11 protein-coding genes are annotated in these 13604 nt (G+C 42.8%); 6 read left to right on the top strand and 5 right to left on the bottom strand.

Annotated elements, in window-relative coordinates:
* Positions 1-39 precede the first annotated feature (39 nt).
* The 3 genes from ACN6KS_RS19910 to ACN6KS_RS19900 are packed head-to-tail and all read left to right on the top strand — an operon-like array spanning position 40 to position 4848.
* Positions 40-1785 (top strand): sensor histidine kinase, encoded by a 1746-nt coding sequence (locus tag ACN6KS_RS19910; RefSeq protein WP_440960353.1) that lies wholly within the window; start codon positions 40-42, stop codon positions 1783-1785.
* Positions 1778-3181, top strand: coding sequence for a response regulator transcription factor (locus ACN6KS_RS19905; protein ID WP_341135293.1), 1404 nt, complete (start codon positions 1778-1780; stop codon positions 3179-3181). The genes ACN6KS_RS19910 and ACN6KS_RS19905 overlap by 8 nt, the downstream gene beginning before the upstream one ends.
* Positions 3178-4848 (top strand): extracellular solute-binding protein, encoded by a 1671-nt coding sequence (locus ACN6KS_RS19900; protein WP_440960352.1) that lies wholly within the window; start codon positions 3178-3180, stop codon positions 4846-4848. Before ACN6KS_RS19905 ends, ACN6KS_RS19900 begins: the two co-directional genes overlap by 4 nt.
* A 356-nt stretch (positions 4849-5204) precedes the next feature.
* Here ACN6KS_RS19900 and ACN6KS_RS19895 read toward each other — a convergent pair whose 3' ends face one another.
* Positions 5205-5624, bottom strand: coding sequence for a MarR family winged helix-turn-helix transcriptional regulator (locus ACN6KS_RS19895; protein ID WP_094870222.1), 420 nt, complete (start codon positions 5622-5624; stop codon positions 5205-5207).
* Positions 5625-5788: 164 nt separating this feature from the next.
* Here ACN6KS_RS19895 and ACN6KS_RS19890 point away from each other — a divergent pair, with 164 nt between their 5' ends.
* Complete coding sequence (locus ACN6KS_RS19890) at positions 5789-7252, top strand: MFS transporter (RefSeq protein ID WP_440960351.1); 1464 nt, start codon at positions 5789-5791, stop codon at positions 7250-7252.
* A gap of 28 nt (positions 7253-7280) precedes the next feature.
* Here the strand turns inward: ACN6KS_RS19890 and ACN6KS_RS19885 are convergent, their stop codons facing one another.
* Both ACN6KS_RS19885 and ACN6KS_RS19880 read right to left on the bottom strand, forming a co-directional pair.
* Complete coding sequence (locus tag ACN6KS_RS19885; protein ID WP_094870220.1) at positions 7281-8354, bottom strand: glycosyltransferase WbsX family protein; 1074 nt, start codon at positions 8352-8354, stop codon at positions 7281-7283.
* A 13-nt stretch (positions 8355-8367) separates the two neighbouring features.
* Entirely contained in the window at positions 8368-9405 is a 1038-nt protein-coding gene (locus tag ACN6KS_RS19880; protein ID WP_440960350.1) for a glycosyltransferase family protein, read from the bottom strand.
* Between the two features lie 206 nt (positions 9406-9611).
* Between ACN6KS_RS19880 and ACN6KS_RS19875 the strand changes: the two genes are divergently transcribed.
* The gene (locus ACN6KS_RS19875; protein ID WP_256989811.1) at positions 9612-10022 is read left to right on the top strand and encodes a hypothetical protein; all 411 of its coding nucleotides are present in this window, start codon (positions 9612-9614) and stop codon (positions 10020-10022) included.
* A gap of 91 nt (positions 10023-10113) precedes the next feature.
* On the opposite strand, the gene ACN6KS_RS19870 is transcribed toward ACN6KS_RS19875, so the two are convergent.
* Both ACN6KS_RS19870 and ACN6KS_RS19865 read right to left on the bottom strand, forming a co-directional pair.
* Positions 10114-11469: a PFL family protein gene (locus ACN6KS_RS19870; RefSeq protein ID WP_256989813.1), complete on the bottom strand. Its 1356-nt coding sequence runs from the start codon at positions 11467-11469 to the stop codon at positions 10114-10116.
* 13 nt (positions 11470-11482) lie between these two features.
* Positions 11483-11752: an ACT domain-containing protein gene (locus tag ACN6KS_RS19865; protein ID WP_042189980.1), complete on the bottom strand. Its 270-nt coding sequence runs from the start codon at positions 11750-11752 to the stop codon at positions 11483-11485.
* A 217-nt stretch (positions 11753-11969) separates the two neighbouring features.
* Here ACN6KS_RS19865 and ACN6KS_RS19860 point away from each other — a divergent pair, with 217 nt between their 5' ends.
* Positions 11970-13601 (top strand): diguanylate cyclase, encoded by a 1632-nt coding sequence (locus ACN6KS_RS19860; protein ID WP_440960349.1) that lies wholly within the window; start codon positions 11970-11972, stop codon positions 13599-13601.
* Positions 13602-13604: the final 3 nt, after the last annotated feature.

Here is a 13604-nt window from a genome sequence, read left to right as displayed (position 1 = left end):
TATAGAACGCTTACAAGAAGAAAGAAGAGGATCATTCAGATGGTGAGAGTATTCCGGCGTAATCATACCCCAGCTGTCAAATCCTTACGTAAGACTTTATTCATCTATCTAGTGATCGGAACGTTACTTCCGCTTCTTTTAGTAGGATTCGTAACCTACACCTCTATTTACTCTATCCTTTCAGGGAAAATTGGCAATGGTATAAGTGCAAGCTTGAAACAGGAAGCCTCTAGCTTGGAGAATGCCATCGACAATATGGATTTTGCCTCTAAACAGTTTGCGCTGGATGGTCAGATTGTGGAAGAAATGTCCTCTTTTATTCAGGAAAAACAAATTTATCGCAAATCGCAAATGATGAACTCCATCAACCAGAAGATCAACCTCGTTAATTTCACGAATCCCTACATTGGACTTACAGCCTACATTATGCCAAGCAGTGATGATCCGGTTCTGTTCACAAATATGAGTGCGCGCAGAAATTTCGATATCAGTACATTACCTTCTTTTATGCGATATAACGGAGCTGATTATTATGGGCCGCATTCTACGATGTATGCCGTCGGCGATAATCTCGTGTTCTCAGAACAGCGCATTGTACGCGTACCAGGTGAACATAAGCTATATATTTATTTAGAGACGAATTATAGTCTGCTTCGCAAAATATTTAATCAGGAATCTTACGGGATGAAGGTTAACCACCTACTTGTGAATCAACAGGGCACTAGCACTTATGTCATTGATGATAAATTACCTCAAGGAATTATCAAAGCTGCTGGAAGCAACTCTAATCTATCACATGAAACACTTACCGGATATCATCTGTTTCGATACGCTAGTCCACAGGGATGGAAGCTTATTGCAGTAGTTAAAAAGTCCGAATTCAACAGTGAAATTTATTCTTGGTTCTATAAAATGATCCTGCTCGCGTTCTCGACACTACTCTTTGCCGGAGTTCTGGCTTTGATGATTTGGAAAAAGATTTATGGCCCTTTGCGCAAGGTTAACCTTGAAATTAATCGAATGGCGGAAAATGTTACTTCTCCCGTTGCCTACACGAATGTGGAAGAGTTTGATTTTGTGCTTAGTAACTTCCAGCAGATGAAGAAACAGGTGAATGAGCTGATTGTTGCGGTAGCCTATAATGAGAAGCAGAAAAGCCAATTCGAGATTGAAAAGCTACTTAGCCAGATTAACCCTCACTTTTTGCATAATACATTGAATACGGTGCAGTGGATGGCAAGGCTTAACGGTCAGAAGGAGATCGACAAGCTGGTCACTCTTCTTGTAAAGGTGCTGCATTATAATCTGGGCAAGCAAAGCATCATCGTTACCCTTGGAGAGGAAATTGAAGCGATCCGAAATTATATGGAGCTGCAGCGTATTCGTTATGACTATGAATTCGAATTTAACGTGGAGGCTGATGAGGATGTATTGTCTGTGGCTGTCCCTAGATTCTTACTTCAACCCCTCGTAGAGAACTCGATTTATCATGGTCTAAGCGATAATGGCAGGGTGGACGTCTTGATTACAAAGCATGGTGAAGGAGAAGTTCAGCTGTGTGTAAGAGACAACGGGGCTGGAATGGATGCAGATACGTTAGATCAGCTGCTGTCAGAGGATGGCGCTAAGAAGCGGGGGCTCGGAATCGGCTTCTCATACGTGAACCGGATGCTCAGAACCTACTATGGAGAACAAATGAAGCTAGAGATGTACAGCAAACTAGGGGAAGGTACGGTTGTATCTATCGTAATTCCGAGGAAAGGTAAGGAGGACTTCGATGATTAAAGCTGTAGTGGTTGATGATGAGAGACTTGTGCGGAAAGGTTTTATTTCTCTAATTGATTGGTCATCCTTAGGAGTTGTGATTGTCGGTGAGGCGGGAGATGGCAAATCCGCTTTGGAGCTACTTCAACAACAGGATGTAGATCTGATATTTGTAGATTTGACTATGCCCGGCATTTCTGGGTTCGAGCTAATTAAACTAGTAAGGCAGCGTTTCGCAGGTGTTCGCTGTGTTGTGCTTACTTGCCATCATGAGTTTGACTATGTGCAGGAGGCCATGCGTTTAGGAGCCGTTGATTATATTGTCAAAACTCTATTGGAGATGGAAAATGCCGACGAGACTATACGTCGCCTGGTCGATCGCATCAAATGGGAGGACAATACAAGGGATGCACTGGTTCATGGTGAAGGTAAAAGGATAGCTGCAGACAAGGCACTGCTCTATTTACCATTAAGCAGCCACTGTAATGAAGAAGAGTTATTTCACCTATCCTTCGTGAAGAATAATCCGCTGATTACCTTTCATGAGATGTGGATGTCGCCCTTGCTTCACCGGTTCTCGGAAGAGGAGGGGAAGCGTGAGCTTAAGAGCCAGCTTTCTGGGAGATGGCAGACTGCGCTCATCAGTGGGTTAAGAGATCAGTCACTACAGGAATTGGAGGAGCAGCTCACCACGAAGCTTCGGCATATGCTATTTTATCATTCTAGTGCTGAAGAACTGACCTTTCTGAATTATGAGGAACTAAAGAAGGAAATAGCGATTCCCCATTTAAAACCGGATGAAGCTGATGTATTCGAGCAAGCTCATAGTCTCAAGTGGACGATTGATGGGAATGAATGGGAGAATTTTGTAAAGAACATTAGCTTGCAGAAGCCTCGATACGATAGATTTCCAGCTTTCGCACATTCTCTTTTACAAAGCTGGAGCGCTTTATTGTTAAAACCTGATGATGCTGTTCAACTGGAACGCGATATTTCGATGAACTTGAATTGGTGTCACTGGAAGACCTGGCTGCGCCGATTCTCTGATCATGTGGGACGGAGAATGCTCGAGCTAGGATTGACTAAAGAAGTAATGTCTTGTCTTATTCGCGCAGTTCGTTATATGCAGAGCCATGCAGGTGACAAAATCAATCAGAGCGACGTAGCGGCGGAAATTAATATGAGCCGTGGTTATTTCAGTCAATGTTTCGCTCGTTTTGCCGGGGAGACATTCGGTGAATGTTTACGGGGAATGCGACTTGAGTTGGCTAAATCATTATTGCGGGAGACTTCATTACCCGTCTGTGAGATTGCTTCAAGGTCTGGCTTTGAAGATGACCGCTATTTCAGTAGACTGTTCAGAGAACGTATTGGTCAACTGCCGAGTGAATATCGTGCGGAGGAGAAGGACCAATGATGAGATTGTGGAGATTCATCCTCTTATTTGTAATGATGATCGGACTTACATCATGCCGTGACCAGAACAAAACAGTAGATTCTACTCGAAGTCCTCAGGGTGAGGTCGAAGATGCTTCTGTAGCGTATAGCAAATACGAAGATCCGATCGTGATTCGTGTAGGATTTAAGGTTCCTGATTCCAGGCTAAATACAGGTGACAGCAACGACAACAATCCAATCACCCGTTATTTGGAGAGCATTACGAATATCAAGGTAGTTCACTCTTGGGAAGCGAAGGGTGAAGATGCCTTTAATCAAAAAGCACAACTTGCGATCGATAGCAATGATTTGCCGGATGCGATGGTTGTAGATCGAGATCAATTAAAGAAACTCATTGACAATGATATGATAGAGGACCTTACAGAGACCTACAATGTATATGGCTCTGATTTAATTAAGGATATGTACAATTCTACTCAGGGTGAGGCATTATCTGATGCTTCCCGATACGGTAAGTTATATGGATTACCTAACGTAGCAATTGATGCGGATTCGCCTGTTCTGCTCTGGGTGCGTCAGGATTGGCTGGATAAACTGGAGCTGCAGGCACCGCAAACCTTTGAAGATATTGAGAACATAGCGAAGGCTTTTATGGAGAAAGACCCCGATGGCAATGGTAAAAGAGATACCGTCGGACTTAGCGGCTATAAGAATATCGTCTATGGGACAAAGCCATTAGTAAATGGTCTGGATGCTGTGTTTAGTGCATTGCATGCTTTTCCTACCAATTGGATCAAGGATAACGCTGGGAATATTGTATATGGATCCATTACACCTGAGACCAAACAAGCGCTTGCCAAACTGGCAGATTGGTATAAAAGAGGGTTGCTGGACCCCAATTTTGCACTTTATAAAGAAACACAAGAGCCTATTATTACAGGGAAATCAGGCATGTTCTTTGGCCCATGGTGGATGCCATATTATCCTTTGTCAGAGGCGGTTGCCCTCGATACGAAGGCAGAATGGAGAGCGTATGCAGCTCCACTTGATGAGTCTGGTAAGTTTGTTGCACATTTGGCTCCGGTAACAGACCGTTACCTTGTTGTGCGTAAAGGTTTCGAGCATCCAGAGGCGATTATGAAGCAGTTGAACGTGTTTACAAGACTTGAGAGAAGACAAGACCCTAATTCGGAGGAAGTTAAGACGCTTGATGATTTCTCAGCGCAAACAGGAATTCAGTTGCGTGCCTATTATCCGTTTGACCTTCTAATTGATTATTCGGATGCAATAGAGAAACATTATGCAGATATCCAGCAAGCTTTGCATGGCAAAATTGACCCGGATACATTAAATCCAGATACCCGTCTCATTTATGATCAATGGGTGGAGGACACGGAACAACCAAAGAAAGATCTGGAAGGCTGGAAAGCAGCGAATGCCTATAAATATGGAGTTGCTGTCTTAACCTCTACCGCTATTGAGGGAGTGCGAGGGGTCTTTTACGGAAACACCCAACTAATGAAGAGCAAATGGACGGAGCTGCAAAATCTGGAGAGCGAGACATTTTTGAATATCATCGTGGGCGATTCACCACTTAGTGATTTTGACGTTTTTGTAGAGAAGTGGAAGAGTCTAGGTGGGGAAGCGATTACGAAAGAAGTAGCTGAGACCGTAAAATTGAAATGAACACGGGATGATATAGGTTTTTTCGCTAAAAGTAGCGGAGTGAATGGACTGATTGTGGAAAAGTGGAGTGTCCTCACCAAGGAAACGGGAGCACTGATCGATCATTAGGGAATTCCTCCCTGTAATTCTGAGATTTCTGCTCATCTGACTAATAATTAGGGAATTTCTCCCTATAATTTCGCTGATTCGTTGGTAAATACCGATATTACTCTGATTTTTAGGGAGGATTTCCCTCTTTCTATTCATTTAAAACATTTATCAGCTATTTTCAGGGAGCTTTTCCCTAATAATTCTCAAAAAAAGACGCTGTCCCTTAAGTAGCCATTACTACTTTTGAGACAGTTTCTTTTTTTGTCCTATTCTTCGTCAGTGCTGATTTTTTGAAGTAAGGTACGAAGCTGCTCTACTTCCGCGGTGGTTAATTTACCAACTAGGCTCTTGTTATAATCATCTAAAATAGACTGAAGAATTGGCGAAAAATCGATTGCTTTAGGTGTTGGATATAGTAGTTGAGAGCGTCGATCATTAGGATCTGGTTTACGTTCAATATAACCCGAATTCTCTAATTGCTTCACGGAGCGTGCGGTGGTGGCTTTATCAAATTTTAGTTCAGAAGTTAGTTGATCTTGTGTAATCCCTGGTCTGGAAGTAATCAGTTTTAGAAAACTATGTTGCCCACCACTACCTATTCCATAGGGCATGAACTTTTTTACCAATTGCTTCTGATTTTGACGATGAAAATAGGAAATCAACTTTCCTATAGGCTCTTTTTCCAAAATATAGACACCTCTTTGGGTATATAGTTCGCTTATTTGCTACTCTGAGACAAAGTGTACAATAAAGTCGTTGCGCGCGCAACTAAATTGATGTAGACTATGTAAGTGAGTTTTGTTGCGTGCGCAACTAAACGTTGATTATACATTCAATGAGGTGTTAGTTTATGAGTTCTATTAGCGCAACCTATCAGGAAGACAAGGAAATTCAGAAGAAACGCTGGATGATTTTAATTGTACTGAATATTTTCACCTTCATGTCCACACTGGATGGCAGTATCGTCAACATCGCTCTGCCAGAATTATCGAAACAATTGAAGCTGCCTATGGCACAAATCGAATGGGTAACCACAGGTTATTTGATGGCGATTTGTGCTGCGATTCTTTTCTTCGGGAAGCTTGGAGATATTGTTGGGAAGATTCGAATCTTTAAGATAGGGACGATTGTTTTTGTTATTGGTTCGATGCTGTGTGGATTCAGTTTAAGTTTACCGACATTACTTGCTTCACGCGTCATTCAGGCTATTGGAGCTTCGATGACCATGGCGAATAGCCAGGGAATCGTTACGGATATCTTTCCTGCCAATGAGCGGGGTAAAGCACTTGGTTTCATAGGTACATTCGTGTCTCTGGGAAGTATAGCTGGCCCTAGCTTAGGTGGGATTATGGTTTCGACATTAGGCTGGGAGTATATCTTTTGGGTGAACATTCCTATTGGAGTGATCGCTATTCTGTTAGGCTGGAAGGTACTGCCTAAGGATTTAACTAGGACGAAATCTACAATAGACGTTCCAGGTAGTTTACTCTTCGCTATTTTTATCATAAGTTTGTTCGCAGGGCTTTTATTGGGACAGCAGCTCGGTTATGGCGATAGCTTAATTGTGACGGCTTTAATCGTAGCTATAGTCAGCTTCATTGCTTTCTTATGGACGGAGCTTCGCCGGAAAGAACCGTTACTACAATTGTCATTATTTAAGAATCCGTTGTTTTCATTAAGTATTTTATGTGGGTTTCTCGTGTTTACAGCGAACTTCTGCTTTAATATCATCGCGCCATTTTATGCACAGAATATGCTGAATCTATCGCCCTTTGAAGCGGGATTCCTGTTGATGCTGTTACCGATATGTATGGTTGTAGTAGCACCAATAAGCGGAGCTTTATCGGATAAAATCGGGTCTGAATTCCTAACTTTTGCAGGGCTGGTAGTCATGGTTATTGCTCAGTTTGGATTAGCAGAGCTTCATGAAGGAAGCTCTGTTGTGCTGGTAGGCGTGTGGATTGCTATGTTAGGAATCGGTAGTGGTCTATTTCAATCGCCGAACAATTCACTTGTGATGTCTAAGGTGCCTAGGACTCAGCTTGGTTCTGCGGGCAGCGTCAATTCGTTAGTTCGTAATGTGGGGATGGTCGTCGGTATTACGATAGCTACTACGATTCTCTTTCATGTGATGAGCAGTGAAGCTGGTTATCGGGTAACAGGTTTAGTTCCAGGTAGACCAGAGTTATTTATCAGTGGGATGCATGTAGTGTTCATGACTTCGGCATCCATATGCTTTGTGGCTGCACTGCTAACGGGTTGGAGAATGATAAGTGCAAGGAGCGCCAGAGTGCAGACTTCGGAAAGATCATAAGGAATAAAAGAAGAAGATCCTTCTGACGCTACGGCGTGGAAGGATCTTCTTTGTGAGGAGATTGAAGGGCTTTCTTAACGGCTTGCAAGTATTGATACCGATACTGATCATCCGGTTCTAAATAGGCACCCTCAGCCCACTCGTTCCAAGCGTTAATATAAATAAAATCACTTTTGAACATCTTCTTGGTCCTCTCAATTTGTCGAGACAGATATTGACCGAATTTGTGAGGATTTGCACCTAAAGTGCTTTGTCCGGCAGCACCTTTACGTGGTGTATTATCCCAGTTGACAAATGCTCCCGGATATATAATTTCCCCATCTCTATGGGGTGTCCGTTCTAACATAGATTCCCATAATTCATCATAATCAATGACAATATGCTTCTGATCCTCCACCTGCTTGGAACTCCATAAGTGCTTTACACCGCCATGTGCGAATGTGTAGTGAGGCTCGAATTCTAGACTGGCGTCGAACCCGTGCTCTGTCATTAGGGGGAAGCCGCCCAGTGTCCGGACAAGATGAAGGCCCTTAAGTCCGTTTTGCTGAGCTAAATCACGCCAACATTGAAGCATTTCATCACACCGAGGGATGCTGGAGGATCTATAGATAATAAATACTGGTTTGCCGTCTACGCAAATATATCGTTCATCTTGGAAAGCCTCGAGTAAAGTATAAAAATGCATTCGCCAATCCCGTTCTTCTCCATATTCCTGTGGCATCAAGACATCTTCTTCAGTGCCATCCCAGCTTCGTGTCCAAGGTTCGTTAGCCCAAGACAGACAAAAGGGGAAGTCAGGCTCTTTGCTGGCAAGAATCTGCTGAACCGGTTGTTCCAGAAGTCGCCTGCCATTGAACCAATAGTGATAATAACAAAACCCGTAAATGCCATGAGCTTTTGCAGTTTCAGCCTGCCATTGTTTCACTTTAGGGTCCGTTAAATCGTAGTAGTTATTATTTAATGGTTTTTTCGGTTGATCATGTTCAGGATAAAGGGCTGTAGCCTTCCTGACATTTGTCCATTCTGTAAATCCCTCTCCCCACCAGGAATCGTTCTCTGTTATCTGATGAAACTGAGGCAATACAAAAGCGATGCATTTCAAGTCAGATCACCCCCTATGGCTCCGTGAATATTTTTTTGAGCAGCAGCTTTCCCTGCTGAAGATAGGAATAATTGTACTTAACTTCCTTTAGAGCACGAGAGGCCGAACTTCTCCTTTCATCACTATGAGCAATATAGTACCTGAAGCTCTCAGAGAGCTCTTTAAAGTTCTGGAAACGAATAAGACTTTCTTCTGCAATGGGGTAACTTTGAAGATGGGGATGATCTTCCACGAACTGAAATACGCCGCAAGCAGAGACCTCCATAATTTGCTGCACAGAACCTGTGCAATTGATGACGATCCTTGCTCCATTATAATAGTTAGACATTCCTGCTTTATCGTAGGTGATGTCTATGAAATTTTTGGTGGGCTCCCACCCGCTACCAATGGTCATTATCTTGAGGCCATGAAGTAGTTCTGAATGAGCTAGGGTGTCCAGAACAGTATTCATTTGAAGATGCCCGAGAATGAGTACGTCACTGTGGTAACATTTCTCTACACGTCTTGGGTAATAGAGGTCTGTATCTGGAGCATAAGGGAGGTAGCTAGAATGTTTCTCCCGTAAACCTTGATAATAGATTAGATTAGCTATGTTCTGTGTGAAAATATAATCGAATAATAGCGCTAGATTACGTTCTGTTCGGGTAAGGCAGGTCGTGTCTGCCATCCATACGGCCTTAGGAGCGTTATAAGCTTTGAGGGCAGGAATATTCTCCTCAGGGAACAGGGTCTCTGATCCCAAGGCCAATATCAGATCAGGCTGATACTGGGCTAAATATTCTTCCAGATTATGATGTAGCTTAATGGCAAGCACTTCTTTGACCAGATGCCTTAGCTGATCTTTAAAAAGTCGTACATTAGGCATTTTTTCACTTATCTCTGAGGGGATCAGAAGCAATACTCTTAATTGTTTTAGTTCCCGTGTTATGGATTCCGTTCTATAAGAGTTCTCGAGAATGAGATTATGGTGTTGCGATTGATGAACTTGGCTGATGGAGACTTCGTGAGTTGAGGGCAATTGAGGAGTGAGCCTAGTAGCTGTCTTCTTCATAATTCCTCCTGTATTCATTGGAGCCAGTCGTTCGCTCTAGCACCTAGTCTTGCTAATCATTATATGTGTAGGGGGTTCATTTGACTTTAGGTATAAGACCATTAATCTGAATCTTGAAGGAAAAAGCGGATTTAGTAAAAGATGTATATCTATCTATGACCGGATTGTCTTGTCTAACATAAGATATACTATAAAACCTGAAAGGGATGATCGTCTTGCCAACCTTCGATAATATTCTTGTTACAGGAAGTCAGACCATTCAAAATGATCTGCATGTCAACGGGAATGAGACTATCGATTTAGACTTGCAATTAAATGGTAGTCAGACCATTATGGGAAGCCTTCAGGTGAACGGCAGTCAGTCCCTGCTCGGTCATTTGGGGGTTACCGGTGAAATTAGCGGTGCAGGCACCATCAAAACTGCGACCCGTTTGATCGCGGTGAATCAGGCTTTGTCACCAGTTTCAGCCCCTACGAGCCTTCAAGAAGTCAGATATTTCGCTATGGGAGTTGCAAGTCAGACAGGACTCGTGCTGAAAGGCACGGATGGAAATGACTATGTATTATTTATCGATTTGACCGGGGGAACACCTAATATTGGGATCCAGCGGGCTTAAATCTGATAACATTAACATCTTCAGGCTATGAACAATAAAAAAACAGCAAGTCGCCTAGGTACAAATAGGGACTTGCTGTTTGAGGTTTCTATTAATTCTTAAAGCTGTGAATTGGAGCAGGAATTCGTCCACCTCGGTTAACGAAATTGGCGCAATTAAAGCCGTTAACAGCCATGACAGGCGCATATCCAAGGAGGCCGCCAAATTCTACAATTTCTCCTACATCCTTGCCAATAACAGGAATGACGCGAACAGCGGTTGTTTTGTTATTGACCATTCCGATAGCAGCTTCATCGGCGATGATGCCAGAGATCGTCTCTTTGGTGGTACTTCCCGGAATAGCAATCATGTCCAGTCCTACAGAACATACACAGGTCATGGCTTCTAGCTTTTCGAGCGTAAGAGCACCACGCTGTACGGCTTGAATCATTCCGTGATCTTCACTAACCGGAATAAAGGCTCCACTGAGTCCGCCAACATAGGAGGAGGCCATAACGCCACCTTTTTTAACATTGTCATTTAGAATCGCCAGAGCGGCTGTTGTTCCTGGTGCGCCAGCTTCTTCCAGACCCATGACTTGAAAGATCTCTGCAATGGAATCCCCAATTTCTGGTGTTGGAGCCAGAGATAAATCGATAATCCCAAAAGGCACGTTCATCCGTTTCGATGCTTCCTGCGCAACTAGTTGTCCCACACGCGTAACTTTAAACGCAGTCCGTTTGATCGTTTCACATAAGGTTTCGAAGTCCTGCCCCTTTACTTCCTCTAATGCACGCTTGATTACACCTGGGCCACTGACACCAACGTTGATGACACATTCCCGTTCACCAACCCCATGAAAGGCTCCAGCCATAAAAGGATTGTCCTCGACAGCGTTACAGAAGACAACCAGCTTAGCACAGCCGATGGAATCCCGATCCTTGGTGCGTTCCGCAGTTTGAATAATGATATCACCCATTAATTTCACAGCATCCATATTGATTCCACTTCTGGAAGAGCCGACATTGACGGATGAACAGACTCTTTCAGTAACTGCTAGTGCTTCTGGGATGCTGTCGATTAGAATACGGTCACCTTTGGTGCACCCTTTTTGCACAAGCGCAGAGAAGCCACCAATAAAGTTAACGCCAACTTCTTTGGCAGCCTTGTCCAAAATTTCCGCTACAGGCACATACGTATCCGTCTTCACGGCGCCAGCAGCAATAGCAATAGGGGTCACAGAAATCCGTTTATTAACAATGGGGACACCGAATTGTCTTTCCAGATCTTCACCTGTTTTGACGAGCTTCTCAGCGGATCTAGTGATTTTGTCGTATACGTTTTGGTTAAAAGTTCTCATATCTGTATGCGCACAATCCATGAGGCTGATTCCCATCGTTATGGTACGTACATCCAGATTCATTTCACGGATCATTTTATTCGTTTCTTGTACTTCCACCAGTGATATCATGGTCATCCTCCTAAATGCGGTGCATAATATTAAAAATATCCTCATGCTGAAGCTTGATTTCCACGCCGATCGCTTCTCCGATCAAATGCAAATCCTCAACAATATCCTCAAATGCTTTAGTCGCGCCAGAAATGTCTACAATCATCATCATATTGAAATAATCTTGTACAATCGTCTGAGAAATATCCAGAATGTTCAAATTGTGCTCGGCCAGATATGTACATACCTTGGCGATAATCCCTACTTTGTCTTTTCCTAATACAGTAATAATCCCCTTCATAAATACAGCCTCCCTTTGTATATGGTGATTACGCCGTGTAAACGGAATGAACCATTCCAATCATTATTACAAATGCTGAAGCAAGCTTCAACCAAAGGTTTTTTGTCAGTTTGATCATTTTTATATAAAGTCCTGTGAATTTAAAGAAAATTCGATTGACAGTATATGAAAAATATGATGAAGTGAGAGATTGATACGATACTCTGAAGGAGTAAATATGACTACACAAAAATATAAAGATATGGTTGAAGAGCGGACCAAACAAACCCTCCAGGAATGGTCGGAACTGTCGGAAGTTAACGAGAAGGACATTTATCGTTTTTTGCATAATTTGAAAGGTACGGCAGGAACAGTGGGGTTACAAGAAGTTGAACAGTTTGCCGATGCAACGTTGCCCTATTTCATGGAAAGTAGCCTTAAGAGCTGGTCTTTTGAAGAGTGGGGCGATTATTTGTATCCGCTTATTCCACTGTTTAACCAAGATTCAGCGGTTTCTCTAGGTTCAGTTAAGACGTTAGACAAAAAAGGAACTGATGATGCGCTCCCACATAATGATATTTTACTTATTGATGATGATGTAGAATTAGTGGCTTATTTAAAAGAATCATTGGAGAAGCAGAACTATTATGTAAGCATTGCCTTATCCGCTGAACGAGGTCTCAAGATTTTTTATGAAAGTAAACCGGATCTAATTCTTCTGGATATTCTTTTGCCTGATATCAGCGGGATTGAGGTCTTGAATCAAATTATCGGCAAAGCCAAAAAAGAACGTATTCCAATCATCATTATAAGTGGGGAGTCCTCCAAAGCGACGCAATTGCATGCGTATAGGCTGGGGGTGATGGATTTTTTATCGAAGCCTGTAGATATTGATTTATTTCTGGCATTAATTAAAAACCGCTTTGAGTTAAAGCGGGAGTGGCAGGAATCCATCATTGTGGATGAATTGACGGGTGCGTTCAATCGAAAACACTTTAATCAAGTGATGAAACAGCTGATTTGCGATTTTAAGCGTACGGAAAGGGTGTTTTCTTTAGCGCTGATTGATCTGGACTATTTCAAAAAGATTAATGATACATACGGTCATCTAATCGGAGATGAGGTATTACAGTCCTTGTCTGAGCTTGTAAAGGGTTCGATTCGTATGGAAGATACCTTTTGCCGCTTCGGTGGAGAAGAGTTTGCTGTGTTCCTGCCAAATACGGATGCGAGTTCTGCATTGACAGTAATAAACCGTATTCAGGAGCGATTTGCTGCCACCGACTTTTTTGCGAAGAATGAAGTCTTTCATGTGACCTTCTCGAGTGGGATATCAGAGGTAACAGAAGCTGAGAATATTGCCGATAAAATTGTAGAGGAAGCAGACCAGGCTCTCTATGCCAGCAAAGATGCCGGAAGGAATCAGACTACACTCTACACGGACCATTTATCGTCGACTAAAAAGCATTCGGTTCTAAATGTAATTGTTGTGGATGATGATGCGTTAATTCGAAAAATAGTGACTCATCAGATTGATACTTGGGAGCCGGAGGATATTGCTGAGGTGAATATCAGCAGTTTTGCGAATGGGCTGGATTTCTTGCAGTCGGATTGGTATTCCATAGATGAGAAATATATTATTCTACTGGATGGTGTGATGCCGGATCTTGATGGTGTTGAAGTTCTGGAAAGAATTCGCAAGACATATCCGGAAGTGAATATATTAGTGATCATGCTGACAGGGAGAAATAATCAGGCGGATATTGTACATGCCCTGCAGATGGGTGCCGATGATTATGTAGTAAAACCTGTTCATATGCCTGAGCTGTTGTCCCGAATGGAACGGTTGGCTCATAGATTCTTGTTCTAACAC

Origin of the sequence: Paenibacillus nitricinens (assembly GCF_052056485.1) — a bacterium.
GTDB lineage: Bacteria > Bacillota > Bacilli > Paenibacillales > Paenibacillaceae > Paenibacillus_AQ > Paenibacillus_AQ nitricinens.
This window is presented reverse-complemented; position numbering and strand designations above follow the sequence as displayed.

What these genes read in the sequence shown, in the direction of transcription:
- ACN6KS_RS19875 (WP_256989811.1), top strand. Translation starts at nt 9,612, where the DNA reads ATGATCGTCTTGCCAACCTTCGATAATATTCTTGTTACAGGAAGTCAG.
- ACN6KS_RS19900 (WP_440960352.1), top strand. Translation starts at nt 3,178, where the DNA reads ATGATGAGATTGTGGAGATTCATCCTCTTATTTGTAATGATGATCGGA.
- ACN6KS_RS19905 (WP_341135293.1), top strand. Translation starts at nt 1,778, where the DNA reads ATGATTAAAGCTGTAGTGGTTGATGATGAGAGACTTGTGCGGAAAGGT.
- ACN6KS_RS19910 (WP_440960353.1), top strand. Translation starts at nt 40, where the DNA reads ATGGTGAGAGTATTCCGGCGTAATCATACCCCAGCTGTCAAATCCTTA.
- ACN6KS_RS19890 (WP_440960351.1), top strand. Translation starts at nt 5,789, where the DNA reads ATGAGTTCTATTAGCGCAACCTATCAGGAAGACAAGGAAATTCAGAAG.
- ACN6KS_RS19880 (WP_440960350.1), bottom strand. Translation starts at nt 9,405, where the DNA reads ATGAAGAAGACAGCTACTAGGCTCACTCCTCAATTGCCCTCAACTCAC.
- ACN6KS_RS19860 (WP_440960349.1), top strand. Translation starts at nt 11,970, where the DNA reads ATGACTACACAAAAATATAAAGATATGGTTGAAGAGCGGACCAAACAA.
- ACN6KS_RS19865 (WP_042189980.1), bottom strand. Translation starts at nt 11,752, where the DNA reads ATGAAGGGGATTATTACTGTATTAGGAAAAGACAAAGTAGGGATTATC.